We start from the raw sequence: 26,795 nt of genomic DNA, 5'->3' as shown, positions 1-26,795 counted from the left end.
GCCGCGCATGGGTTTCACTGCGCGGACAGGCGCAGCGCCGTAACCGTTTGCTCACAGTTTGCATACGGCAAAAAGGGTGTATCGGTTCCACATGAAATTCGAAGAGAACCCAAATTTATTTTGAAGTTTGTGTGACCTACAGTTCGCCCTGTGAAGCGCATACTCCTGCGATCGGGGAAGAGCCCCTTCGACGTCGTCCCGGTCGAGGAAGCCCTCCACCGCGACGTGATCGCCACCAACTCCGGCAACCTGATCTTCAGCGATGCCGCCCACAAGATCCTCACCACACCCGACACCGAGGTCGTCTCGAACGGCATGCGGACCGATGTGAACGCGGCGGCCCGCATCAACGAGGAGTACGACGCCTTCGTCGTGCCCCTCGCCAACGCCTTCCGGCCGACCTTCGAGCAGCCGCTCAAGCGGCTGACCAGGCTCATCGGGAAGCTGAAGATCCCGGTCGTGGTGATGGGCGTGGGCGCGCAGGCCCCCTTGGACCAGGACCCGACGCGGCTGAAGGCGATGGAGCCCACCGTGCGCGCCTTCTGCTCGGCGGTGCTGGAGCACAGCGCTTCCATCGGCGTGCGGGGCGAGTTCACCGAGAAGTACCTCACCGACATGGGCTTCCGGGACGTCGAGGTCATCGGCTGCCCGTCGATGTTCATGCACGGCGACCGGCTCACGGTGGAGAAGCGGGCGGCGGCGCTCACCGCGGACTCACGGATAGCGGTCAACGGTTCGCACACCGCGGTGCGCACCGGAGGCCTGCACCGCATCATCACCCGCACCCACGCGCACTACCCGAACCTGCGCTACATAGGCCAGAACCTCACCGACGCACGGCAGTTGCACTGGCGGGACGTGGACTCCCCGGCCGGCCGGATGACGCAGATGCCGACCCACCCCGACCACCCGATGTACCGGGAGGACAAGGTCCGGGTGTACATCGACCCGGTCACCTGGATCGACGACCTCAAGGAGTACGACTTCTCCTTCGGCGGGCGCATCCACGGCAACATCGCGGCACTGCTGGCGGGCACACCCGCGTCCGTGCTGGCCTTCGACTCGCGCACGCTGGAGCTGTGCCGCTACTTCGAGATACCGCACCGGCTGCTCAGCGAGGTGCCCGCGGACCTCGACCCGGCCGACCTGTACGAGGAGGCCGACTTCACCGGGCTCACCGGCAATCACAAGGAACGCTTCGACCGGTTCACCGCGTTCCTGGACAAGAACGGGCTGCCGAACACCTTCACCCACGGCGACGGCGGCGAGGCCTTCGAGAAGAAGCTGCGCTCACTGTCCTTCCCGGCGGGCGTGCGCCCCTGGAACGACACCGACCTCGCCTCGCTCGCCGGCCGGTTCGGCTGGCTCCAGCAGCGCATCACCGAACTGGACACCCACAACGCCCAGTTGCAGCGCGACCTGGCCAAGAACCGGTCCGGGGCGAGAGTCACCGCCAAGGCCTCCGCGGTCATTCCCGCACCGTCGATCTACCGCCGCGCGAAGCGCGTGGTGGGAGGCCCGCTGCGCCGCGCGTTGAAGCCGGGCAAGTAAGTAGGCCGCCGCGCGCTGAAGCCGGGCAAGTAGGCCGCCGGCCGCCGAAGCCGGCCGCCGAAGCCGGGTGCGGCGGCCGACGAGCCGCGCACACGCGTCTTCCAGGCCGCCGCGCCCCGCGCCCGCGTCCTCAGGCCGCGGCGGTGCCGCCCGGCCTCATCGTGCGCCGGCGCAGCCTGCGCAGCTTCCGGCGTACCTTGCGGGTGAAGCCGCGCAGGAGGGTCTCGGTCGGGGCGTTGCGCCAGCCCGGGAACTCCTTGGCCTCGCGGGGCTCGGCGAGGTAGACCCGGTCGGGTATGCCGGCCGTGCGGGAGCCGTAGTGCGGGTAGGCCAGGTAGAGCTGGGTGTTGCGCTTCTTCAGGACCGGAGTCGGCGTGGTCTTGGCCTTGATGAACTCGAGGACGTCCACGAGGAGTTCGGGGCGCCCGCGGGCCACCAGCTCCAGACGCAGCCGCTCGTGGACCCGGAGCCGTTGGGCGACGCCCTCGTTCCAGTACGCGTCCATCAGCGGCTTGGCCAGCTCCATCTTGGTGCGCCGGATCTCCTCGTCGTTCCTGAGGAAGACGGGCCCGAACTGCGGCAGCACGGTGACGAGGAAGGGGCGCACCATGAGCACGTCCCGCTTGGGGCCGGGCGGGACGAGACGCTCCAGCAGGCCCATCAGGGCGCGCGCGGAGTCGAAGCGCAGGGTGTAGCTCCCGCTCTTGGTCACATGCTTGCCGTCACTGCGGCCCACCAGGTAGTAGCAGGTGTAGTCGGCGACCACGGAGACGCCGTCGGCCCGCAGATAGGCCTCCATCGTGAACAGGGCGTCCTCGCCGGTCCACAGGGACTCGTCGAAGCGCATGCCGTGACGCTCGAGGAACTCCCGCCGGAACAGCTTCTGCGCGCTGAGGGTGAACTTGATGTTGGAGGAGTAGACGTCCGTGCGGTCGAGAGTCTTGCCCCACATCGACTTCGGCGGGTTGCGGTTGATGCCCTCGACCCGGCCGAGGACCACGTCCGTGCCGTTTCGGTCGGCGATGGCGACCATGCGCTCCAGGGCCTCGGCGCCGAGCCGGTCGTCGGCGTCGAGGAAGAAGACGTAGCGCCCGGCGGCCTTGGAGAGGCCGACGTTGCGCGGGCCGCTGGGGCCGCCGGAGTTCGCCTGGCGGATCACGGTGACGGACATGGGAGCCCGGGCGGCGAACTCCTCCAGGTACTCCCCGGTGCCGTCCTGTGAACCGTCGTCCACGGCGATGACCTCCAGGCGCCCCGCGTCCAGGGTCTGCGCCTCGACCGATGCCAGGCACTCGACCAGGTACGGCATCGCTTCGTACGCCCCGATGACCACCGTGACGTCAGGCTGCACAGCGGTCACTTTTCCCTCTCATCGCGCACCGATTCCCTCATATGAACACTTTGGATACCCGGTAGACGATGGATGAACGGGGTGGGTTGCTCGGGTTTCGGTACGTGTTGCACATCACAGGAAGCACAGAAGGCCGGGGCCCCGGAAAGCGCTCTCCGGGGCCCCGGCCTCAGGAAATACGGGCGTCATCCGGCCGTAACGCCCTTGGGCAGTTCCGCTCCGTCGTCCGGAGCGGCGCCGACCGCGCCGTCCGCGCCGGCGGCGTGGGAGTCCTGGCCGACGTTGCGTGCCTCCGACTTCAGCGCGAGGTCGGTGATCGCGGTGTCGAAGCGTTGGAGCGAGGTGGGCTCGTCGGGTCCGAGCAGGTACTCCTTGAGTTCCTCGCGGTCCTTGGCCAGCGGATCGGCGGCCGGGTCGCGGACCGCGTCCAGCAGCTGGTCCAGCTCGGCGGCGCTGTTGCTGAGGATCACTGCCGCGCGCACCGCGGTGTTCTGCCGCCTGAACTCCTCCGCGCCCAGCTCCGCGGAGTCCGCGACCGCATACGGTTTGCCGCTCGCGATGAAGTCGGAGACCACGCTGGAGATGTCGGAGACCATCGCCTCGGAGGCGTTGAAGCAGTCGTACAGCCGGGGTTCGGTGCCGGTGATCACCCGGTGCTCGAAGGAGGGGAAGGAGCGCCAGTAGGTCTCGTTCCACTCGGCGCGCAGCCGGGCCGCCTCCTCGTGCTTGCGGACGTCGACGATGCCGTCGCGGCTCGTCACCGCCTCGTCGGCACGCTCGTCGAACGCGAGGGAGAGACCGTCCAGACGGGCCTTGAGACGGGTCAGTTCCGCCTTGGCCTCGGCCTGGGCCGCCGGGTCCGCGGTGAAGCGGGGGTCGCCCGCCCGCTGGGCGGCGGCCTTCTTGATCAGGGCGGTGATCCGCCGGTGGGCGGCACCCGCCTTGGCGCTGCGGGTGCCGGTGAAGGGGTGCGGCTTGTACAGGACGCGGACCGGGGGCTCGGCCGCGACCAGCTTCTTCACGATGTTCTCGCCGGCCAGCAGGAGCGAGGTGTTGCCCGGGTTGTCGTCCCAGCCCTCCCAGGTGGGCGCGTACAGAACCGTCGGGACGCGCCCCACGGGTGTGCCGGCCCCGGTCCTGATCGGCGCCAGCTGCGGACGGCCGACCTCCACGATGTCCTCGTCGCGGATGCCGACGTCGGCGATGGCGTAGCGGTCGCGGCCGGCGCGGCCGGCGGTCCACACCTCGTCGTAGACCTTGCTGAACGGGTTGACGCTGGCGGCCTTGTCGCTGTCGCCGTGGCCGATGAAGACGTGCTTCATGGTCGGCACGCGCAGCAGGTGGATGTTCTTGCCGACGTTCGCGCAGTACAACGCGACCCGCACCATGGTCAGGTCCATGTTCATCAGGTGCACCCCCCCGGGCACGCAGACGACAGGGACCGACGTGGGCGCCATCTTCTCCAGGACGGTGCGCTCACGCAGGATGACCAGGGGCCGGGACTCCATCTGCTCCATGGTCTCCAGCCACATGTTGACCTGGTAGGCGGAGTCGTCGGAGCCCGAGAAGTACAGCACCGTCTGCGGCCTGTACTCGCGCAGCCAGGCACTGACGATGCCCAGGACCTTGTCGGCCTTCGGCGGCAGCCGCTTCGCCCGCAGGTGCGGCACCAGCGCGAGCACGTACAGCCCGCCCAGGCCCAGGGTGACGCCGATACCGACGTAGCCCGGGAGCACCGAGTCGTCGAACGCGCAGACGAGCAGGCCGACGACCGCCGCGAGGTCGAGGTGCAGCATCTTCACAGTGGCACGGCTCAGCAGGGCGCGCGGCGGGGCGTCCGGTATGCGCAGCCGGGAGGCCAGGTCGACGTTCCTGGTCACGACCGGCATCTGCCGGCGCTTGCCGATCAGGGCGACCAGCGCGCCGTGCGGGGCCTGGAGACCGAAGAACACCGTGAAGCACGCGATGGCCGCGTAGAAGACCGGCTCCTGGGAGAGGTCGAGTCTCGCCAGCAGCAGGATCAGCAGCAGTTCGCGGACCAGGAACCGGGTGGACAGACCGGCCCGCACCTTGCCCAGAAGGCCGATGAGGCGACTGCCCTTGCGGTGGAGGTAGAGGTCCGCCAGGTACGTCACGGCGGCCGCGGCGGCGAAGGCGGGGGCGCTCGGGACGAGCGCGGCCGCCATGAGGCCGGGGTAGCCCAGCATCATGAGGACCGCTGCGGCCAGTTCGGCCGCGCTGCCCACCCGGGCCACGCGAATAGCGGTGGATATCACGGAGAAACCTGCTCTGGGAGGGGGCCGGTCATAGGTACTAAAAGTCCGGAAAATCCTTTGTGAAGGTTTCGGGAATTTTACGGATTCAGGCCTCTGTGAATTCTCCGTAAACAGGGAGCAACAGAGGCCTGAAAAATCGATGGCTATTTACGCTGGATTATGCCATGCCATCCTGTCGGTCGAGCACTCCGGCCAGCGCCTGCTCGAAGTCGGAAGCCCGGCCGGCGGCCGCCGTCGGGTCCTGCTGGCGGACGTCGATGACATGCCCGGTGAGCTCGGAGAGCAGCACGTCGAGCGAGGTGCGGGCGACCGCCTCGGAGGAGAGCAGGCTGCCCGAGGGCTCCTGCCCGAAGGCCTTGGTACGCATGGGCGTCGCCGTACGCTCCGGGTTCACGCAATTCACCCGGATGCCGTCACCGGCCCACTCGTCGGACAGGGCCTGGGTGAGATTCACCATGGCGGCCTTGGTCGAGGAGTACAGGCTGTACTCGGCGCGGCCGCGGGTGTAGCTGCTGGACGTGTACAGCAGCAACTGACCCTTCGTTTCCGCCAGGTACTTGTACGCCGAACGAGCGATCTGCACGGGTGCCAGGTAGTTGACCTTCAGCGCTTCCTCGATGGTCGCGTTGTCGGTCTCGGCCAGCTTGCCGATACGCAGTACGCCGGCGGTGTTGACGACATAGTCGATGCGCCCGGTCTCGCTGTAGGCCTTGGACAGGGCGTCGTCCACCTCCTCCGGGTTCTCCACGTGCGTGCCGGTGGTGGAACGGCCCAGGGCGTAGACCTTGGCGCCGTACGACCCGGCGAGCTCGGCGATGTCCTTGCCGATGCCGTACGAACCGCCGAAGACGACGACGGTCTTACCGGTGAGCAGCTCGCGGTAGACCTCCTCGCCCTTCTGCTCAGGCGTGGCGGAGGAGGCCAGCTGGAAGAGCTTGTCGGCGATGAAGACGTCGACGGGCTGGGTCACCTTCATGTTGTACTCGTCGCCCGCCACGACGTGGATCGGCACGTCCGGCAGGTAGCGCAGCACGACGGTGCAGTCGTCGGTGGCCTGGAAGTTTGGGTCGCCCGCCGCCACCTCGTAGGCCCGGCGGATGGTGGACAGCTTGAACGCCTGGGGCGTCTGGCCGCGGCGCAGCCGGGAGCGGTCCGGGATCTCGGTGATGAACTCGCCGTCCTCGCCGTGCGTGCGCGTGACGATGATGGTGTCCGCGGACGGGATGGCGACGTCGACGGCCTGGTAGCGCTCCAGCGCCGCGACGCAGTCGTCGATGACGCGCCGCGAGAGCAGGGGGCGCACGGCGTCGTGGAAGAGAACGTTGAGGTCCTCGCCGTCGGCCAGCCCCTCGCCCAGGGCCGCGATGGCGCGCTCGGTGGTCTCGTTCCGCGTGGAGCCGCCCTCGATGATCTTCCGGACCTTCCTGAAGCCGGCCTTGGAAACGATCTTCTCGATGTCGGATACATAGCCCGGCGCCATCAGCACGATGATGTCGTCGACCGAGTCGGCCTTCTCGAAGGTGGTCAGGGTGTGCTCGATGACTGCCTTGCCTGCGATCTTCAGCAGCTGCTTGGGGATCGACAGACCCACGCGCTGGCCGGTGCCACCGGCCAGGATCACTGCGGTGGTACGGGGCTTGGCTATGCGATGGGACACAGAGGACCTACCTTGGGGCGACAGGGAACGGGGAAATGGTCCCACTTGCGGTTACCGCGATGCAAGGTGAGCGCCGTTCGCTGCAAATGTGCACGCAACCTGGCATTCACCTTGCCTCGCTGATGATTGAGAGAACACGACGCTGCTTCCCCGGATGGTCCTGGGAAATCCTGTGAGTTACTCCACAAGAAGTATGTCATTGCCGAGAGTGACGAAGTGACTCGAACAAGCGCCGAACGACCTCAGCGCCGCCCGAGCCGTTCGAGGCAGCGGTGCCCGAGAACCCGCACGAGCTCCTTCGACGAGGCCTGGTGCACCGCTCGCGCCGAGACCCCGGGCGACGCGGCCGCCGCGGCGAGCGCCCCGTACAGGGCCTGAGCGGCCACCTCGGGCGCGATCCGGGCCTCACCGGACTCCAGCCCGGCGGACTTCGGCACTGCGGACAGCAGGGCCGGATCGCCGATCACCCGCACCCGCGTCAACTCGATCCGACCCGCCATCTCGGCGCCGATCCCGGCGGCCGCCCGGACCGCCCAGTCGGGTGTCGGGATCTTCACGTCGCGTGACGCGGGACTGCACCTGTTCTTCATATGCATGACCGCGCCGTTGCGGATCAGTCGTGAATAGAGCTCATCGGGGAGACCATTTCCGCGGAATTCCTTGTTGAGGGTGCGCAGCATTTCGGTCTCGGCGAGGGCGAGAGAGCGATTCGCCGTGTCCGGAACGGGCTGGAGAAGATTCGCGGGCAGCCCGAGCAGCTCCTCGAACGTGCCTAGCAGCCCGCCCCGGTCCCGGTCGTCCACCACGACGACGGTGACCCGCAGCGGGCGCGTGCCGGCGGTCAGCGGGGTGGGTCCCGCGGGGTCCGGGGCGCCGTCGCTCGTACAGTCCCTGGGGTTCGTACAGTCCGTGGGGTTCGCATAGCCCGTGGGGTTCATACAGCCCGTGGGGCTCGTACAGCCCGTGAGGTTCCCGCAGTCCGTCTCCATGGTCAGGGAACGGTAAGACGGGTTCCTTAGGGGACGCTGAGAGGAGCCTGGGGCACAGCTGAGTCCCGGCTCCGGGCAGCGGCTTTTTCACATCGGGCGTTTCACACCCGCCGGACCCGGTTCCCACCGAACAGGAACGGCGGGGCGGGCCCCCTTGAAGGAGGCCCGCCCCGCCGCATCGGTGCGACCGGCGAGGGAGGACTCAGAAGGGCTCGAAGCCCTCGAACTCCTGGGCCGCCTCGTCGCGTTCGGCCTGCTTGTCCCGGCGGCGCTGGGTCGCGGGACGCGGCTCCTCGAAGCGGTGGTCCTCGCCCCGGCGGCCGAGCATCTCGGCGCCGGCCGTCACGGACGGCTCCCAGTCGAAGACGACCGCGTTGTCCTCGGGGCCGATGGCGACGCCGTCGCCGCCCCGGGCGCCCGCCTTCATCAACGCGTCCTCCACACCGAGGCGGTTGAGCCGGTCGGCGAGGTAGCCGACGGCCTCGTCGTTGCTGAAGTCGGTCTGCCGCACCCAGCGTTCGGGCTTCTCGCCCCGGACGCGGAACAGGCCGTCCTCCTCCAGCGTGACGGTGAAGCCGGCGTCGTCGACCGCCTTCGGACGGATGACGACCCGGGTCGCCTCCTCCTTCGGCCTGGCCGCGCGCGCCGCGCCCACCATCTCGGCGAGGGCGAAGGACAGTTCCTTCAGACCCGTGTGGGCGACCGCGGACACCTCGAAGACGCTGTAGCCGCGTGCCTCCAGGTCCGGGCGGACCATCTCGGCGAGGTCCTTGCCGTCCGGTACGTCGATCTTGTTCAGCACCACGAGCCGCGGCCGGTTGCCGAGGCCGCCGTACTGCTTGAGCTCCTCCTCGATGATGTCGAGGTCGGAGAGCGGGTCGCGCTCGGACTCCAGGGTCGCCGTGTCCAGCACATGCACGAGGACGCTGCACCGCTCGACGTGGCGCAGGAACTCCAGGCCCAGACCCTTGCCCTGGCTCGCGCCCGGGATCAGGCCCGGCACGTCGGCGATCGTGTAGACCGTGGAACCGGCCGTCACCACGCCCAGGTTCGGGACGAGGGTCGTGAACGGGTAGTCCGCGATCTTCGGCTTGGCGGCGGACAGGACCGAGATCAGCGAGGACTTGCCCGCGCTCGGGTAGCCGACGAGGGCCACGTCCGCGACCGTCTTCAGCTCCAGGACGATGTCCTGGAGGCCCCCGGGCACACCGAGCAGCGCGAAGCCTGGCGCCTTGCGGCGGGCCGAGGCCAGCGCCGCGTTGCCCAGGCCGCCGCGACCGCCCTGGGCGGCGACGTACGAGGTGCCGTGGCCGACCAGGTCCGCCAGCACGTTGCCGGCCTTGTCCTGGATCACCGTGCCGTCCGGGACCGGCAGGATCAGGTCCTGGCCGTCCTTGCCGGAGCGGTTGCCGCCCTCGCCGGGCTTGCCGTTGGTGGCGCTGCGGTGGGGCTTGTGGTGGTAGTCGAGGAGCGTGGTGACCGACTGGTCGACGACCAGGATCACATCGCCGCCACGGCCGCCGTTGCCCCCGTCGGGGCCACCGAGCGGCTTGAACTTCTCACGGTGGACGGAGGCACAGCCGTGGCCTCCGTTACCCGCGGCGACATGCAGTTCGACGCGGTCCACGAAGGTGGTCATGGTGGGTGCCTCCAGCACTACGAAAACGTAAGGATCCAGCTACTGCTGTGAACTACTGCTCTGTCTACTGCTCTAACACGCGAAAGGCGGACCCGCCTTCCCACACGGGAAGTGAGGTCCGCCTCGCGAAAGCTTCCGATCAGGCGACCGGAACGATGTTCACGACCTTGCGGCCACGGTGGGTGCCGAACTGCACCGAACCGGCCTCCAGGGCGAACAGCGTGTCGTCGCCGCCACGGCCGACGCCCGCGCCGGGGTGGAAGTGCGTGCCGCGCTGGCGGACCAGGATCTCACCCGCGTTGACGACCTGACCGCCGAAGCGCTTCACGCCGAGCCGCTGGGCATTGGAGTCGCGACCGTTCCGGGTGGACGATGCGCCCTTCTTGTGTGCCATGTCTCCTCAGTCCCTTACTTCGCAGCCGCGGGGATCTCAGTGACCTTGATCGCCGTGTACTGCTGGCGGTGGCCCTGACGACGGCGGTAGCCGGTCTTGTTCTTGTAGCGAAGGATGTCGATCTTCACACCCTTGTGGTGGTCCACGACCTCGGCCTGCACCTTGATGCCGGCCAGCACCCACGGGTCGCTGGTCACAGCTTCGCCGTCGACAACGAGCAGGGTCGAGAGCTCGACCGTGTCGCCAACCTTGGCAGTGGAAATCTTGTCAACCTCAACGATGTCGCCGACAGCAACCTTGTGCTGGCGACCACCGCTGCGCACGATGGCGTACACGCGGATCTCACTCTCTCGCTCTGGGACGGCATCCCCGCAGTCCAGCCGCCCGGGAACGAACACGGACGGCCTCTCCCGGCCACCTAGGTACCGGTACCCGGGAGGAAGAGGGTTTACGGAGATGTGGCACGTCAACCGACACGCCGAGGGACAAGGCTACGGGGCCCGGCTTGAGGGGTCAAACCGGGCCCCGTGCCACGTGGTGGCCAGAGGGCGTGGGCCTAACTGCGGCGTGACTCCGTCAGGAATCGCCGGACGCCCCTCAGGGGCACCTCGATGGCGGGGCGATCCAGCGCCGCACCCTCCAGATGCACGAGAACCCGCACTTCGCCGCGATCCGGAAACGCCGCCACGATTGCCGAGACACACGACGTGAGGACGTCTTGGACGTAGTCCTCGATCTCGACGTCCGTAGGCTCGGTGACCGCCCTGTCCATCGCTCTGGGAGCCGCTGCCACGATGAACGGCGGCGCTCCGTCCTTGAGGCGATTTGCCAGAATCTGCACCTCACCCCGGCGGGGCGCTCCCCCGTAGCGCTCATGCGCGAGGGGACCGTTCAGGATCGCGGCATCGCAGTCCCATCCGGTCTCGGGCACCGAGCCCACCCGGATGTCGACCTCGGCGATCCCGCCCAGTGCCGCCCGGCACGCCGCGACGACTTCCTCTGTCCCCGAGGCGATCACGTAGTCCACCTTCATGCCCGCATCACCCGCAACTCATGCTCGGCATGAGGCTGGGCCTGCTCAGCTTGGGCAGCACGTCGTCCTGCAGGGCGACCCCGCCGTCCACGACATCGGCCGTATAGGCCATGCGAGCCGACTCGGGAAGGTCGGCGAGGCTGACCTTGGTGCGGGTCATCGTGTAGGACCCCTCCTTCTTGAACGCCTTGAACGCCCGGCGCGCATACTCCGCCGCACCTCTTTCCGTGAAGGAGAAGTACTTGACGCCCTGGGTGCTCCTGAAGGCGCGGTTCTTGTGGATGTCGTCCCGCTCCATGCCCTTGACCGCCCGCCAGAGGTAGATCTCGTCCGGCCCCAGGTCACCGCCACGGTTGTGCACCAGGAGCGGCGACCGGCCCGCGACCACATAGTAGGTGTGGATGCCTGCGACGGTGAGGTCGTACGTCCGCTGCCGCTCCTCGAATTGGCGCACGCCCACGAGGTCGACCGTGGCTCCGTCGGGCGTGCGCAGGGTCATGCCCGGCTTCAGGTCACCGGCGTCGACCCACTCTCCCTCGGACTCCGCCCAGAAGGGATGCGTGGTGGTGGACACCAGTTTCGCCGAGGCGCCGGCGTCCGTGGTGATGGTGAGGTCGACGAAGTGCTTGTCGTCCTTCGTGACGATGGTGCCGACGACGTCCCGGACCGTCGTCTCGCCCGTCTCCGGGTCGGTCACCACGACCTCGTCACCGAGTTCGACGTTCTCGATGGGGCGGCTGCTGCCGTCAGCGAGGAGAACCTTCGTACCGGGCAGGAAGCTGTGGTTCTCGATCTCGCACGAGGTCTTGTTCCTCTTGAGGGCCTGCGCCGCCTTCTTTTTCGCGTCGGCCAGTTTCTCCGCGGCCTTGGACAGACCGCCCCTCGCCTTGCCGAGTGCCTTGCTCGCCTTGAAGTAGCCCTTGGCTCCGCCGATCAGGTCTCCGACCAGGCCGGTGACCCGCTTGGCGAGTTTGAGGCCCTTGGCCCACTTCCACGGGGCGCCGTACTTGGCGAGGATCTTGCCCGCGAGGCCGCCCGCGAAGCTGCCGGCGATGTTGAGCAGGGTCTCGCCACACGCTCCCATGTCACCGCTGGAGATGCAGTCCAGGGCCGCGTCAACGCCCAGGATGTCCCGGGCGATCTTGATCAGCGCCTTGCCCGCGGACTTGATGCGCTGCTTGGCGGAGGACTGCTGCTGTTGCGCCGCCGCCACGTCGCCGGACGCCTTGCTGACGTCGGACTGCGCCCTCGAGACCTCCGGGTCCGTGTCGGTGACCGGCATTCCGCCGCGGCACTCGATCAGGCCCTCCCGGCACTCCGGGATGATCATGCCGCTGGGGTCGGCGTGCGTGACCGGGGAGTTGTTGGCGTAGGCGTAGCCGTTGATCTGCTGCGGCTGGGTGTAGTCGATGACAGGGTCGACGGATATGAACTTGCCGATGACCGCGTCGTACTCCCGTGCCCCCAGGCGTGTGAGCCCGGTTGAGGCGTCGATCGTGCCTCCGACGAAGCCCTTCTGCCCGGGCCAGACGCCGGTCGTCGCACCCCGTTCGACGCCGAAGGGATCGAAGCGGCGCTGGGCTACCGCACCCGTCGCGCTGTCGATGCCCAGTTCACCCGTCTCGTGGTGGTCGGAGGCGACGAAGGACAGCTTGCCGCCGCCTCGGACGGCGACGGTCTGTTCGGCGTATTCGTAGTAGCGCGTGGCCTCCTTTCTGGTGCCGTCGGCGGACAGCTTCAGCTCGGTGCCCGGCAGGTAGACAGTCGTGCCGGAGGTGTCCTTGCGCTGGATACGGGCACCGGTCGAGTCGTAGAGGTAGGTGGCCTTCGAGCCGTTCGCCTCGGTGACGTCGGTCAGGGTCCCGGAATCGCTCCAGACAAGCGACTGGGCGTCGCCACCGATGGTGCGCTTGGTGGTGTTGCCCGCGTCGTCGTACTCGTAGGTCGACTGCTTGTTCCCGGTGGGGGTCGTCTCCGTGGCCTTGGTGACCTGGTGCGGTCCGTCACCGAGAGTGCCCGCACCGCCGTACTCGTAGCCGCGGGTGATGTTCTTGGCCGCGTTCAGACCGGTGTCGTGAAGGGTCTCCGACGTCCGGTTGCCGAGGGCGTCGGTCTCGTACGACTTCCAGTACGGGGCCGGACCGCCGAGCGAGGTCGAACCCGCGGCAGACGTGCACGCCGAGGGCCCGGTGCCCTCCACGGGCGTGGTGGAGCCGCGCGTGCCGGAGCCGGACGCGGTCGTGGCGGTGGCCGCCGGGGTCCAGGCGTCCTGGAGGCGCTGCCTACCGTCGTAGGCGAAGCACTGCAGGTCCGGTGAAGCGGAGTTCGCCGTGTCCGCGATGGACAGGACGTTGCCCGCCTGGTCGTAGGAGTAGTTCGCGTCCTTGGCCGGGGCGGTCGCGCCGTAGACGTCGACCGTCGAACGGGTCAGGCGATCGGTGCCCTTCTCGTAGTCGAAGGTCTGCCACACCTTCTTGCCGCTGCCCGCGTACAGCTCCAGCTGCTGGAGCTGGCTGTCCCGGGAATAGACCGTGTTGGTGACGTACGAGGAGGTACCCGTCATCGTCATGGGGCGCTGCAGGGAGTCGTACGTGTACGTCAGCGCCTCAGCCGGCAGGTCGCCGATGGCCGGCAGCCCCGAGGACTGGAGCGTGCCGTCACGGTTGTACGTCGAGGTGTAGACGTAGGTACCGGCCAGGTCGCCTTGTGAGGCCGGGACTTGGTACGCGGTCTTCAGCGGACGGTAGAACTCGTCCATGCTCTGGACGGCCACCGCGAAGTACTCCGTCGAGGAGACATAGCTCAGATGGCCGTAGGCCTGGCCCAGCCAGCCCGCCTTGTCGTACTTGGTCTCCGAGAGCTTGGTTCCCGTGTCCGCGTCGCCCTGCCAGGTCGAGATGGCGCGACCGAGCTTGTCGTAGACCGTGGAGATCTTCTTGTCGCGGCCGTCGTACGTGACGACCGGCCGGTCCAGCTCGTCGTACTCGGTGCGCGAGGTGCCCGCGTCGGGGTCGATCGACTTCTTCTGGCGGCCCAGCTGGTCGTACTCGTAGCGCCACACGTTGTTCTTGGCGTCGGTGACCGTCTCCAGCAGACCGTTCGTGTTGTACGTGTACCTGGTCGAGTCGTACGGCACACCGGCTCCGGGAGAGGAGCCCCTGTAGTGCCGGATCTCGGAGACGTTCCCCTGTCCGTCGTTGACGGTCGTCGTGGGCACACCGCCGACCGGCGGGTCGACGTGGGTGAGCTCACCGTCGTACGTCGTCGTGGTCCGCCACTGCTCAGCGCCGGAGACCGCGAAGATCTCGGCGGTCGCCCGGCCCAGCCCGTCGTACTCCAGCAGGCTCTGCGCGCCGACCTGGCCGTTGCTCACGAGCAGCAGTTCGTCCGAGGCGGCGCCATCCGCGTTGTAGGTGGAGTTGGTCTTCCTGACGTTGCCCGTGCCGTCGTACCAGGTGTCGGCGACCATACGGGTGCTGTCGAGACCCTCGGTCTGGATCTGACGGGAACGCAGCAGGCTGTCGTAGAGCTGGTACTCCGCGCCGTAGCTGCCGTCGTTCTCGATCTTCTCCGTCTTGATCGCGGTGACCTTGTCCTTGCGGACGTTGTACGAGTACTTGATGCTCGGCGTCTGGGTCGAGGCCCGGTCCGGCAGCCACACCGAGGTCAGGCGGCCCAGCGCGTCGTAGGCGAGGTCGGTCCGCTTGCCGTTCGGGTCGGTCTGGCCCGTCGACATGCCCCAGGCGGGGGCGTAGTCGGTGATCGTGTTGTGCCCGAGGGCGTTGGTGACGGTCGTCCTGGTCAGCAGGCCGTTCGTCTCGGCGTAGACGGTCTTCGTCTGGTCCGACGTCCCGTACTGCTTGGCGTCCTTCTGGGTCAGCGGACGGCCGTAGGCGTCGTAGGTCGTGGCGCCGGTGATCTGGTAGGTGGCCGTGGTGCCGTCGTGCGACGTCAGCCGTTCGGTCTTGGTGGCGTCACCCTTGGTGGGCGCCGCGCCGAACGCGCCGCCGTCGTAGGAGGTGCGCTCGTCGCCCAGGACCTGCGTCTTGCGGTCCGGGGTCGTGGCGCACTTCACCGACACGACCTCGCTGCGGGAGGGCAGCGACAGGATGTTCTTCGCCGCGTTGTCCGCGTAGGTGGTGCGGGTGCAGGTGTCGTCCTTCGTGGTGGACACGTCGCCCTGGTCGTCGACGGTCAGGACGCGGCCGGTGCCGTTCGTCGTGTCGTACGTCGTCGTGGACTTCGTCTCGCTCCAGGTGCCGTCGGACTTCAGGCTGAAGCCCCGGCCGGTCTGGGTACGCACGATCACCGCGTTGCTTGTGCCCCAACTGTTCTTCTGCGTGGCGGTGTTGTACTTGAAGGGCGTGTTGATCGTCTTGCCGACCAGCTTGGCGCCGTCGTAGGTGGCGACCTCCAGCTCCTGGCCGGTGAACTCCTCCTCGTCGGTGTACGAGGCTCCTGTGGAGTCCTTGACCGTCACCGAGCGTGCGTTGCCGTCGGCGTCCTTGTCACCGTCCATACCCTGCATGAACGTGTAGTCGACGCGCGTCTTCTGCACATCGGCGGTGCCGCTGGTGACCCTGACCTTGCCGTAGCCCTGCCAGCCGCCCCAGGTCAGGTACTTGGCGTCGGTGATGCCGTCCGGCTTCGCCTTACGCCAGGCCGCGTCGCCCTGGTAGTCGTAGCGGGTGACCATCGAGTCACTGCCGCCGGTGCGGTCGGTCTCGATGACCGCGGAGACGACGTACTTGTGGAACCAGTCCGTGATCGGGTCGACATAGCCCGGCGGGGCCCACTTCACGGGGTAGCAGCGCTTGACCGACTCGCCCGGCTTCGGCAGCGAGGCCTTGGTGCAGTCGGGCGACGCGTAGGTGACGTCGAGCTGGGCGCCCGTCTCGCTGAGGACCATCGAGAGGCGGAAGCGGTAGAACGGGGCGATGTTGTCGCCGATCGCGTCCACCCGGTTGGCGAGCTGCTCGCCGAAGAGGTCGACCGACGGCAGCTTCACCGCCGTGCCGGCCCGTCCCTCGTGCTCGATCTTCGACAGCCACAGCGTCTTGGAGTCGTCGCCATTGTCAGTGAACAGGTGCGTCAGGCTCCAGGCGTCCACGTCCTGGTAGGTCGTGGCGTCCTTGCGCATCTGCGTGACGACCGACGTCAGCCGCTTCGTCGTGAAGAACGTCGGCACGGGTGACGTGCACTTGGTGGCGGACTTGCACTCCTGGTCGACCGGGACGTCCGGCCAGTGGGAGGCGTTCGCCTTGGTGCGCTTGCTCTCCGCGCAGTCGAAGTCGGAGGTCACCAGGCAGCGTTCGGCGGTGTTGAAGACGATCCGGGCCGGAGCCTTCGCCGCGTAGACCTTCGTGTCCTGCTGGCCGTAGTCGACGCGCTTCAGGTAGCCGCCGCGGTGGTACGCGGTGCCGTTGACGTCCGTCTTGCCGTTCAGCGCGTAGTAGTTGGTCTCGCGGTCGTAGAAGTAGGACATCACGTTGCCGTGGGTGTCCTTGACGTAGTCCAGACTCCACCGCCACGCCTGCTGGCAGTACGCGCTGGTGAACGTGGCGTTGTAGCAGGGCTCACCCGAGTCGTCGCCGAAGACCGGCGTCGTCCACGTGGAGTTGGTCTCCTCGTTGCCCGTCGCCCAGCCCGGCAGACGGTTCTGGCCGAAGTAGTACTCGGTGCCGTCCGCGGTGGTGACGCGCCAGTACTCGCCGTCGTTGTCGCCGTTGGTGGCGCCCGTCAGCTTCTCGACCTTGCTGCCGTCGTCGGAGGACATGTGCCACTTGCCGGTGGTGTCGTCCTTGACCAGTTCACCGGCCGAACCGTTGAGCATGACGGTGGCGTTCTCGAATGCCCAGCACTGCTCGGCCGAGCTGTCGTGACCGTCCTCGGAGCACGGCTTGTAACGACGCTCGATGTAGCCCGGGTCGTAGGAGAAGCCCTCGCCGACCCAGGAGCCCTGGTTGTTGGTGGCCGAGGTGCGGCCGTCCGCCGACTGGGACGAGTAGCCGAGACCGACGGTCGGGGTGAGGCCGCCCGGGGTCGGCACCGTGTTCAGCGGGTAGTTCCAGTTGAACGCGCCGGAGGAGGTGGCGACGCTCCAGCTCGCGGACGGAGACAGGGCGGTCGCCTTGTACGTGCCCTGCGCGCTCGACGGACCCGCCGCCACCGCCACCAGAGAGGCCGCGGTGCCGGCCATCGTCGAGACGCCCTCGGCGGGAGCCGGGGCGGCCGTCACGTCGGCGGAGACCGTGCCCGACTTCACGTCGTTCACCGTCGGCAGCGCCTTCGGCCGCTCCGGGCACGCCTTGCTGCCCGGAGTCGCGACAGCGGCACACGCCGGGAGCTGGACCAGCTGAAGACGGGAGGCGTAGGAGCCGCCGAAGCCCTCGGCGAACTCCGAGTAGTCGACCGTGAGACGGACCTTCGCGGCCGCGTCCTCTCCGTCGGCACGCTCCACGCCGAGGAGGACGCCGGCGCCGAGCTGTCCCGCGCGCTTCGGGTCGAGGACGTCGACGCGGACCTTGTCCGCAGCCGTCGCCGCCTCGCCCTTCGCGGCCTTGGACGTCTTGGACGCCTTGGAGGCCTGGAGCGCCTTGCCGACCTTGACCGGCAGGCCGCCGGCCTCGGTCGCGGCGGACGCGCCGACGGTCACCTCGGCGCCGCCCTGCTTCGGCCACACCGCCTTGTCGAGGCCCTTGACCGCCGCCTTGCGCGCCGGATCCGAAGGGCGGGACTTCGCTTTCGCGTCGGACCCCTTGGCGGGATCCCCGTCGTCCTGGACGCCGGGACGGCTGGTGCGGCCCCGATCGCCCTCGTCGAGCGCCAATGCCTGAACCGACGACGCGGACAACGCGAGCGTGAGCCCGAGCACTGTCGCGACAACCGTCGATCTGGGCATGCGGCGGCTCAGTGAGCGGCCACGGAAAAACATTCGGCAACTTCCTGATCGAAGGAGAACGTCATGAAGGGAATGAGAAAGAACGCTGACAGGACAGGTGTGCCGGGCCCGCAATGGACCCGGCACACATCAGAACTGACGGACCATCAGGTCGGTCAGAGGTCGGAGACGGCCGTCAGCGCGGCCATCTGCTGCACCGCGATCGGGTCGGCGGCGCCGCTGTAGACGCGGACCTCGTCGATCGCGCCGGCGAAGTACTCGCTCGCCCCGCGCAGCGAACGGCCCACCTGGAGGCCGCCGGTGGCGGACCACAGGGTGTCGTTCGTGCCGTAGGCGCCGGCGACCAGCTGGCCCTCCACGTACAGACGGATCGTGTTGGCGAAGGCGTCGTAGACGACCGCCAGGTGCTGGCCGGAACCGCCGGTGTCGGGCAGTTCCTGGTCGTCGGTGAAGGTGACGACCGCGGGGGCGGCCACGTCCGACTTGGCGACGGCCAGCTCCCACTGGCCGGTGGTCGCCTGATAGCGGACCTGGACGCGGTTGGCGTTGGCGCCCGGCAGGGACAGCACCGTCTGCGACTTCTCCGGGTCCAGCGAGGTGAGCTGGGCGCGGGCGGTCACGGTGAAGCTGCTGTTGCCGGTGACCGGGGCGGTCGCGGTGGACGCGTAGTCCCCGTCGCCGTCCAGCACCAGGTTGCCGTCGCCGACCAGGGCGGCCGTGTCGAACAGCGGGTCGGCGGGGCGGTAGATGGAGGCGTTGCCCGCCAGGGTGAGGGCCTGACCGCCGCCGGTCTCGACGGAGGCGCCGCTGGTGGCGTCGTCGAGCTGCCAGTAGCCCTTGCGCGTCGGCTTCACGGTCATCAGCTCGGCGACCTCGGCCGCCAGGACGACGCGGTCGAAGACACGGACCTCGGCGAGGTCACCTGTGAAGTTGTCGCGGTAGCCGCTCTTGGCCGTGGTGCGGCCGATCTGCAGCGGGCCGTACGACTTCCAGGTGGAGCGCCGCGCGGCGGACGCCTTCAGGTCCTTGTTGATGTAGAGCTGGAGCACCGGTCCGCCGGTCTTCTGCGCGTCGTACACGCCGGTCAGCAGCACCCACTGGTCCTTGACCACGGAGATTCCGGTGGAGACGGCCTTCCACTCGCCGAGCGAGTCCACGTCGTTGACCGGGACGGAGAACTTCCAGGTCTGCGCGGTCGCGTCGTAGCCGAGGGTGAAGCCGGGCTCGCCGGTGCCGTCCTGGCTGACCACCGTCATGTTCTTGTCCAGCGCGGTGGGCCTGACCCAGGCGCTGACGCTGAAGCTCTTGGCGGAGTCGAGGACGGTCTCGCTGGCGTCGAGGTAGGACTCGGCGGTGCCGTCGAAGCGGGCGGCCTTGTCGACCTTCCCACCGGGGCCGTCCACGCCGAAGGTGACGGCGCTGCCGACGGTCGCCGAGTACTCGCCGCTCTCGTCGTGGGCCTCGCCGCCGGCCTCGTCGGCGAGGTTCCACTGCCCGACGACCGGGCGGCCCTCGGCCACCAGGAAGTCGTAGGAGGCGCTGCTGGCATGCGTCGCCTTGTCGATGGCGATCACTTCGAGCACGTGCCGCCCGGCCCTGGTCGGCACCCACTGCGTGGTGACGGAGCCGCCGCCGGTGGTCGGGTTGAGGGGGGCGAGCGCCGCGCCGTCGAAGGAGTACTGGTACTTGACGACGTCGGTGTCCGCGATCTTGTCGTTCGGGTTGGGCGAGAAGGTGAAGCTGCCGTAGGTGCCCACGCCGTCGTGGTAGACGGTGTCCGACGGGTACTGCTTCGACATCACGAGCGGCTTGCCCGGCCACGTCGCGTCGTAGACGAACTCGCAGCGCTGGGCGGGGTCCCCGTCCGAGCTCCAGGGGCCGTTGCCGTCACCGTCGTTGGCGCGTGCGCTCCAGTAGATGACGGTGTTCTGCGGGATGCTCGACCTGACGGTGTGCTCGAACTTCGTGTTGGCGGTCGGGGAGAGCGCGTCCTTCGTGATGTAGGTGTACGAGCCCGGAGTGGTCCCGCCCCATTCGATCTTGAACTCGACCTTCACCTTGTCGGTCTGGCCGTTGCCGTGGTCGGGGTCGCTCGCGATGGCCCTCAGCTTGGGCGGAGTGTCGACGGTGGGACGGGTCGCGCCCCACTTGCACACGCCACCCGGGTCGGTGGACATGTCGGACGTCTTGATCTGCCGCGGCAGGTTGTTGTACGAGACGGACAGGTAGGCGTTGCCGCAGATCCGCTTCCACTCGGCGAAGCGGGACTCGTCGGCCGCGCGCAGGCCCAGCGTCATCGAGTTCCAGCCGCCGGCCGCGGCCGTCTTGATCTCGCTCGTCAACTCACCGCTCGCGCCGCTCTCGAAGTGGAGGTTGGCCTGGCTGGAGCAGGAGGTCGGGGAGATCGCCTTGTCGACGGTCTGGAGATAGTCGTCCCAGTCGTCCGAGGTGTTGGACCAGTTGCTGGACGAGGAGAGCGAGTAGTTCTGGCCGCCGATCCGGTACAGCTGGATGGGCTCGGCGGTCGGGGAGGCACTGTAGATGTGCTCCACCCGCGCCGAGAACGTCGCGCCCAGGATCTGCTTCCCCTTGTAGAAGGAGAGCGGCATCGTGAACATCACCCGGCGCGTGCCGACGCCGTTGCAGGAGACCGGGTTGTAGTCGGTCGGGCACTTGCCCACGCCCGCGCTGCCGGAGTACTTCCAGTCCTGCTCGCTGGGCATCCCGGACATGACGCCGGTCCAGGAGGTCCGCGAGGTGGTGCGCTGGATCGGGTCGATGACGACCGGGAAGACGGTGTCCGTGCCCTTGAGGAGCTTCTGGTCGGGGACGAGACGGAGCTTGCCCTTGCCGACCTCGACACCGAGCTGGGCGACGCGGCCGCCGCCGCCCGGGCCTTCGAGCGCGGCCTCCGGGGTGGCCTGCGGGCCGGGGGTGGCCGAGGCGGCGGTCGGGGCGGCGGTCGTGCCGGACGCGGTGGCGGTGGCGTCCGCGCCGGCCACGGCGGCCGACGCGGCCTTCAGCGCCTTCGCGACGGCCTTGGGGCCCTGCTTCCTGCTCGTCGCCTCCTGGACGGCGGCCGAGTCCCACATCGAGGGCTTGCCCGCCTGGAAGACGGTGCCGCCGACGACGGAGTCCTCCGCGAGGATCGCTCCGGTCGCGTCCTCGGTGACCTTCAGGCCGTCGGTCGCCATGCCCAGGTCGAGCTGGGCCAGCCTCGGATCGGCCGCTGCCTCCGGCGTCCTGACCACGAGCAGGTGACCGAAGCCGTCCGCCTCGGCCCGCACCGTCAGGTCCACGCCGGGCAGGGCGTCGGCGTACGTGGCCGTGTCCCCCTCCACCGTGGGCGCGGGCAGCTTGCCGTACGGCCAGGTCAGGGCGAACTCACGGCCCGCCCGCTGCATCGTCACGAACGGCTTGCCCGCCTGACCGGCGGAGAAGGCCAGCTCGACGGTGGCGGCCTTCGGCCCCCAGCTGCCGTCGGCCCGCTTCACCAGCGTCGCGTCGACCTTGACCCACTTGCCGCCCTGCACCGTGCGCACCGGCTCGGTGTACTCCCGGGCGGTGAATGTGCCGTCGGGCTCCGCGAAGATCTCCCGGCGCTCCGTGCGCAGACCCACGACCTCGGTCTTCTTGCCGCTGTCCTTCGCGGCCGCCATGGCCTGCTGCTCGGTCACCATCGGCTGGCCGGCGGCGACCGGTGCCGGTCCCGCCGGCGCACCGCCCGGCAGGACCGCCAGGGTCCCGGCCGTCACCGCGCCGGCGACGGCTGCCGCGACGGCGGCGCGCACCAGCACGCCACGCCGTATCGGTCTCTGTGTGTCTGCGGACACGCGTCCACTCTCCCGTTGGGTCAGGTCGGTTGCGTCAGGTTGTCTGTGGGAAGCCGGTCGTCGGTCGTGGGCCGTCATCGGACTGCCGTCCCGAACGCGGCGCCGCCGGCGGGGATGCCGCCCTCGCCGGGCTTCCATGTCTGGGTGGGCGCACCGCCCGAGGCCACGTTCCACGGGAAGCCGTGGACCGCGCGCCCCTCCGCCGGCCCGTAGGGCACGCCCACGTACAGCAGCGACGGACCGGCACCGAGGCCGAGGCCGGCGTACGTCCGGGCCGAAGGTCCGGAGGGGATGCCCTTGCCCGGTTCGATCCACGCGTCCGAGGCACCGGGCGCCCCGATCATCGGGAGGATCTGGACGCCGCCGGCCTCCGGGGCCTCCTCGGCGGCCTCCTCGCCGGGGGCGCCCACGGCGAGGCGCATGGTGGTCGCCGTACTCACCACGTTGGTGGTGGTGTTGACGGCGGCGAGCCGCTGGCCGAAGAAGTCGCCGGCCTCGGCGTCCCCCTCGACGCCTTCGACGTTCTGGTCGATCCAGTTGAGCAGGACGACCGTGCCGTCGGCCTTGACGTGGTAGACGTGCACCGCTCCGGCGTCGACGGTGGTGCCGAGGTCCTCCCCCGGCACGCCCACGGCGAGGACCGAGTCGGTGATGGTGGCCGCTCCCGTCGGGCGGTAGGGGGCCATCGCGAGGGCGGCGCCGTAGCGATCGTCGGTCTGGGCCGCGAGGTCCGGGTTCGTTCCGACGGTGCGGGCCTGCCCCATGCCGAAGAGCGGGTCCGGGACGCCGTCGGTGTTGATCGACGGCCTGAAGGCGACGACACCGCCGGCGAACGAGGCCGTACCGAGGCTCTCGCCGGGGGCGCCGACCACGAAGTGCCGGTCGGTGGCGGCGATCGAGGCCCCGAAACGGTCGTAGGGCTCGGCGTCCTCCCACACCCCGGTGGTGTCCTGGCCCACGGACGCGGCCTGGTAGTCGGTGCCGTAGACGTAGCCGATCACGCCGATGTCCGCGCCGGCCGCCCCGTCCTCGCCCGGAACGCCGACGACCAGGAAGGGGAAGCCGGTGATCGAGGTGCCGGCCGCGACCGCGTAGCCGAGCCAGTCGTCGGTCTCGGGGCCGCCGCCCAGGGGCTGGGTCTCGCCCTGGACGAAGCCCCTGCTGTTGAACTCGGACCCGACGGCGGTCGTCGAGCCGTAGATCACCTGGACGTAGCCCGCGTCCTTGACGGTGCCGACGTCCTCGTACGGGATGCCGACGGCCAGGTCGCTGCAGCCGTCCTTGTTGGCGTCGTACACCGCGAGCGAGAAGCCGAACTGGTCCCCGTCCTCGGGGGCGTCGGCCACGTTGGCGGTGTCCTGCGAGATCTCGGCGACGCCCTTGCCGCCGCCGAGCACAATGTGGACCAGGCCCGCCCGCGCATGGCCCGACACGGTGGCGTCGGGGTCGGCGATGGCCGTGTCCCGGACGCCGTCGCCGTTGAAGTCCGACGAGGTACCGGCCGTGCAGGCGACGGCCGCCACGGCCGGGGTGCCGCCGGCGGCCAGACCCACGAGCAGCAGCGCCGCTGCGAGCGACCCGGCGGCGCCGCGGCGGGGGCCGGAGCGGGCCCGTGTCGGATGTCTTCGGCCGGACGGGCGACGGCGACCCGCCTGGTCTGCCGTCCGGTGTCCGCGTGCGGACATGGGTATTCCTCCCCGTGGGGCTTTGGGTGCTTGTGGTCTCTGTGCGGTCGTCACCGCCGTGCCCGGACATCCGGGCACGGCGACGAACCGGAGGAAGAGGGAGAGAAGGAGCCGGAAGGGCTGACGGGGAGGTTGCTCAGCCGATGACCGCGCCGAAGGCGACGCCGGTCGCCGGCACCCCGCCCACGCCGGGCTTGATCGTCTGGGTCGCGGCCCCGCCGGACGCCACGTTCCACGGGAAGCCGTAGACCGCGCGGGTCTCCGCCGGGCCGTAGGGCACACCGACGTAGAGCAGGGAGGGGGTGGCGGCCAGCGAGATGCCGGTCAGCATGCGCGGCGCGGGCGTCGGCCCGACGCCGTAGCCGGGGTCGATCCAGTTGTCGGAGGCGCCGGGCGCGCCGACCAGCGGAACGATCTGGACGCCGCCCTTCTCCGCGTGCTCCTCGGCCGACTCCTCGCCGGGCACGCCGATCGCGAGCCGGGTGGTGGTGGCGGTGGAGGTGGCGTTCGGGGAGGAGTTGACGGCTGCGAGCCGCTTGCCGAAGAAGTCACCGGCCTCGGCGTCCTGGTCCACGTCGGCCGTGTTCTGGTCGATCCAGGCGGTCTCGGTGAAGGTGCCGTTGGCGGCGAGCTTGAAGACCTGGACGGCGCCGGCGTCGACGGTCGTCGACAGATCCTCGCCCGGGACGCCCACGACGAGCAGCGACTCGGTGGTGGAGGTGGCGCCGGAGGCGCGGTACGGGACCATGGCGAGCGCGGCACCGAACTGGTCGCCGACCTCCTCGGCCCCGGAGATCACGTCCTGGTCCTGGCCGAGTCCGCCGAGCGGCTTCGGGGAGCCGGAGGTGAGCGTGTGGTTGAAGAAGGCCACGCCGCCCGCGAAGGCCACGGTGCCGATCGCCTCGCCGGGCGTGCCGACCGCGAAGTGGGTCGGGGTCGCGGCGAGTGTGGAGCCGAAGCGGTCGTCCTGCTCGGCGGCGCCGGGGACGGCGCCGGCGACGTCGGTGTCCTGGTGGACGAAGGCCATCGTCATCGCCGTGCCGCTGAGGTAGTGGAACCCGCCCGCGTCCTCGATGTCACCGATCGATTCACCGGGAACGCCGATGATCAGGTACGGCGTGCCGGCCGAGGTCTTGCCGGCGGCCAGCGCGTAGCCCACCCAGTCCTCAGGCTCCTGGCCGCCGCCCAGGGGCTTGTCGGTGCCCTGGTAGAGCTCCTTGACGGCCTTGGTACCTGCGTTGAGCCCGCTCGTGGACCCGTAGATCACGTGCACGTTGCCGGCGTCGGGCACGGTGCCCATGTCCTCGTAGGGGATGCCGACCACCAGGTCGCTGCACCCGTCGAGGTCGGCGTCGTACACCGCCAGCGAATGGCCGAACTGGTCGCCCGCCTCGGGCGCCCCCGGGATGCTGTCGAGGGCCTGCGACAGGGTGAGGACACCCTTGCCGCCGCCGTAGACGACCTGCACCTCACCGGCCCTGGCCGCGCTACCGACGGTGGCCTCGGGATCGGCGATCGCCGTGTCCCTGATCCCGTCGCCGTTGAAGTCCGACTCGACGCCCGAGGGACAGGCGACGGCGGCCATGGCCGGCGTCCCACCTGCCCCGAGCCCCCAAGTCAGCAATGCCCCTGCCAAAACGGTGACGGAACCACGCCGCCACACTTTCCCCACCCTTGACACAGACGCCCCGTAGATAAAGAGGAACTAAAGAAGGTCAAGGGATCATCTCTTTACATGAAGTGCACATGCAACACCTGTCATGTCTGCCTGAACATGACATGGATCACAGAAATCGCGTGTCACTTTCAGAGCTCCTGGCATATGCCGGACAGTCAGACAATCCGGACGCCCCAGCCGGAAGAAGGGGCGGCCGACGAACCGGCGGACCCTGCTGAGTCGATGGGCGTGGGCGTCGACCTCAGGGATTACCAGCCTCGGCGGTCGCGTCCGTGCCGGCGCGGGGCGCCTTGGCATCGGCCTCGGGCAGGAGGAATCCCGCGGTGTCCAGCTCGAAGTCGAAGGGGGCCGGGATGCGCACGGGCCGCCCGAAGGGAACGTTGGTCCGGGACCGGTAGCCCTTGGGGGACGGGTCCCAGAGGACGTTGATCTCCCCGATTCCCATGTCCAAAAGCAAATACACAGGGACAACCCGCCCGTACGTCTCCATCTTGTCGATCGAGTCGACATCCTTGGCCGAGTCCGAGGTCAGCTCGGCGGCGAGGGAGAGGGCGGCCCCGTCGGCGTGACGTCCTTCTGCGTCGAAGGCGGACTCGTCGGCGACGAAGAGACCGGGCCCGTAGCCCCGCTCGGAGGAAGGGAAGACGAAGAGGAACGGCGAGGTCTCGGTGACATGCCCCTCAGGAGCATGCGCCTCCACCTGCTCACGCAGTCTTCGCATGGGACGCAGGTGACGCAGCTTCGACCACGGCGACACGACGATCTTCCCCCGGATGAGCTCGGCCTTGTAGCCGGCAGGTGTGTCCAGTTCCTCGACGATCCGGAGCATGTCCTCGAAGGCTCCGCTCCGAGGCGCGTCTATGGCCGCGGGCCGCTCGGTCATGATGGTCACCACGATCCTCCACCGGTTACAGAGCGTGTCACACGATTCACGACAGCGCCGGACCGTGACCAACGCCCGGCCTTCGGCCACCCTCACGCAGGAGCCGCCGCCCGCACCGCGGCCGACACCCCGACCTCGCACCGCTCCCAACTCGCCCAAGGCCTCTGAAGGAGCACTCCATGCCCGAACTGCGCTGGCAGAAGTCCACGTACAGCCAGGAGGCCTCCGCCTGCGTCTACCTCGCCACCACCCCCGCCGGAACGATCCTCCTCCGCGAAAGCGACGAACCGGAAACGGTCGTCACCATCGACACCGCACATTCGCCGCACTTATATCCGCCTTCCAAGCACGTACATAAGCTTCGGAGCGCCGGATATCACCGTCAAGGAAAGGAAAGCTCCGCACCGGCCGCAGTGCGGACAGGTAAGGTTAAGCCATGACACCCGAAAACAACACTGTAGATTTGATCAGACTGTCCGATGGCGACAACACCTTCCGTGTGCGAGTTTTGGGACGACGCAGTCCCGGAATCCTGCCGACCCACGACCTGCTCGATGCAGAAGCCGTCATCGAGAGCAGTTTCGTCAACGGGCGGCTCGATATTTGCTTCCACCCGGCAGACCTTGAATCCTGGTCCCGAATCCTGGATTCTCTCGATGTGGGCCGCGCCGCAGATTGGCTGGACACAGGAAACGGCCCGGTCATCAAGATTGATTTTCCCGAAGATGATCCCCGCCTTCCAGTCATTCAAGTCGAGGACACGTCCGCCTCCGGAACCTCTGCGACCATCCCGATCACAGCAGGCGAGGGGTGGGTCGAAGAACAGCGTCATCGACTGAACGAAGTCCTGCAGGCATGGCCGAGCGAGGTCAGGAGAACTTCACCAGGCGCCTACGAGTGGCGTCGCTGAACTACTCCGAACATG

General features: G+C 68.8%; 16 protein-coding genes. 3 read left to right on the top strand and 13 right to left on the bottom strand.

Annotated features, from left to right (window positions below; all coding sequences use genetic code 11):
- The first annotated feature begins 150 nt into the window (after positions 1-150).
- A complete protein-coding gene (locus tag ACIPFH_RS02245) occupies positions 151-1,551 on the top strand; it encodes a polysaccharide pyruvyl transferase family protein (protein WP_401822206.1) in 1,401 nt (466 codons plus the stop codon).
- A gap of 130 nt (positions 1,552-1,681) precedes the next feature.
- On the opposite strand, the gene ACIPFH_RS02240 is transcribed toward ACIPFH_RS02245, so the two are convergent.
- From ACIPFH_RS02240 to ACIPFH_RS02180, 13 genes are all read right to left on the bottom strand, one after another.
- On the bottom strand, positions 1,682-2,911 hold the full coding sequence (locus ACIPFH_RS02240) for a glycosyltransferase family 2 protein (protein ID WP_401822203.1): 1,230 nt from the start codon (positions 2,909-2,911) through the stop codon (positions 1,682-1,684).
- Positions 2,912-3,087: 176 nt separating this feature from the next.
- Positions 3,088-5,178, bottom strand: coding sequence for a hypothetical protein (locus ACIPFH_RS02235; protein WP_401822202.1), 2,091 nt, complete (start codon positions 5,176-5,178; stop codon positions 3,088-3,090).
- A gap of 157 nt (positions 5,179-5,335) precedes the next feature.
- The gene (locus ACIPFH_RS02230; protein WP_401822199.1) at positions 5,336-6,835 is read right to left on the bottom strand and encodes a D-ribitol-5-phosphate cytidylyltransferase; all 1,500 of its coding nucleotides are present in this window, start codon (positions 6,833-6,835) and stop codon (positions 5,336-5,338) included.
- 242 nt (positions 6,836-7,077) lie between these two features.
- Entirely contained in the window at positions 7,078-7,824 is a 747-nt protein-coding gene (locus ACIPFH_RS02225) for a hypothetical protein (protein WP_401822197.1), read from the bottom strand.
- 202 nt (positions 7,825-8,026) lie between these two features.
- On the bottom strand, positions 8,027-9,463 hold the full coding sequence (gene obgE / locus ACIPFH_RS02220; protein ID WP_401823707.1) for a GTPase ObgE: 1,437 nt from the start codon (positions 9,461-9,463) through the stop codon (positions 8,027-8,029).
- 139 nt (positions 9,464-9,602) lie between these two features.
- Positions 9,603-9,857: a 50S ribosomal protein L27 gene (rpmA, locus tag ACIPFH_RS02215; RefSeq protein WP_003990207.1), complete on the bottom strand. Its 255-nt coding sequence runs from the start codon at positions 9,855-9,857 to the stop codon at positions 9,603-9,605.
- A gap of 14 nt (positions 9,858-9,871) precedes the next feature.
- Positions 9,872-10,192 carry a 50S ribosomal protein L21 gene (gene rplU, locus ACIPFH_RS02210; protein ID WP_030601628.1) on the bottom strand — a complete coding sequence of 107 codons (321 nt, stop codon included), beginning with the start codon at positions 10,190-10,192 and terminating at the stop codon, positions 9,872-9,874.
- Between the two features lie 221 nt (positions 10,193-10,413).
- A complete protein-coding gene (locus ACIPFH_RS02205) occupies positions 10,414-10,890 on the bottom strand; it encodes a hypothetical protein (protein ID WP_401822194.1) in 477 nt (158 codons plus the stop codon).
- Between the two features lie 7 nt (positions 10,891-10,897).
- Positions 10,898-17,791 carry a polymorphic toxin-type HINT domain-containing protein gene (locus ACIPFH_RS02200; RefSeq protein WP_401822192.1) on the bottom strand — a complete coding sequence of 2,298 codons (6,894 nt, stop codon included), beginning with the start codon at positions 17,789-17,791 and terminating at the stop codon, positions 10,898-10,900.
- A gap of 155 nt (positions 17,792-17,946) precedes the next feature.
- Positions 17,947-21,624 (bottom strand): LamG domain-containing protein, encoded by a 3,678-nt coding sequence (locus ACIPFH_RS02195; RefSeq protein ID WP_401822189.1) that lies wholly within the window; start codon positions 21,622-21,624, stop codon positions 17,947-17,949.
- Positions 21,625-21,698: 74 nt separating this feature from the next.
- A complete protein-coding gene (locus ACIPFH_RS02190) occupies positions 21,699-23,309 on the bottom strand; it encodes a VCBS repeat-containing protein (RefSeq protein WP_401822188.1) in 1,611 nt (536 codons plus the stop codon).
- A gap of 136 nt (positions 23,310-23,445) precedes the next feature.
- Positions 23,446-24,894 (bottom strand): VCBS repeat-containing protein, encoded by a 1,449-nt coding sequence (locus tag ACIPFH_RS02185; RefSeq protein ID WP_401822186.1) that lies wholly within the window; start codon positions 24,892-24,894, stop codon positions 23,446-23,448.
- 334 nt (positions 24,895-25,228) lie between these two features.
- Positions 25,229-25,870 (bottom strand): Uma2 family endonuclease, encoded by a 642-nt coding sequence (locus ACIPFH_RS02180; RefSeq protein WP_401823704.1) that lies wholly within the window; start codon positions 25,868-25,870, stop codon positions 25,229-25,231.
- A gap of 179 nt (positions 25,871-26,049) precedes the next feature.
- On the opposite strand from ACIPFH_RS02180, the gene ACIPFH_RS02175 reads away from it, so the two are divergent.
- Both ACIPFH_RS02175 and ACIPFH_RS02170 read left to right on the top strand, forming a co-directional pair.
- On the top strand, positions 26,050-26,310 hold the full coding sequence (locus ACIPFH_RS02175) for a DUF397 domain-containing protein (protein ID WP_401822184.1): 261 nt from the start codon (positions 26,050-26,052) through the stop codon (positions 26,308-26,310).
- Positions 26,307-26,780: a DUF5959 family protein gene (locus ACIPFH_RS02170; RefSeq protein ID WP_401822183.1), complete on the top strand. Its 474-nt coding sequence runs from the start codon at positions 26,307-26,309 to the stop codon at positions 26,778-26,780. The genes ACIPFH_RS02175 and ACIPFH_RS02170 overlap by 4 nt, the downstream gene beginning before the upstream one ends.
- The last annotated feature ends 15 nt before the right edge of the window (positions 26,781-26,795 follow it).

Origin of the sequence: Streptomyces sp. NPDC088157 (assembly GCF_044741545.1) — a bacterium.
In the GTDB taxonomy this organism is placed as follows: domain Bacteria; phylum Actinomycetota; class Actinomycetes; order Streptomycetales; family Streptomycetaceae; genus Streptomyces.
This window is presented reverse-complemented; position numbering and strand designations above follow the sequence as displayed.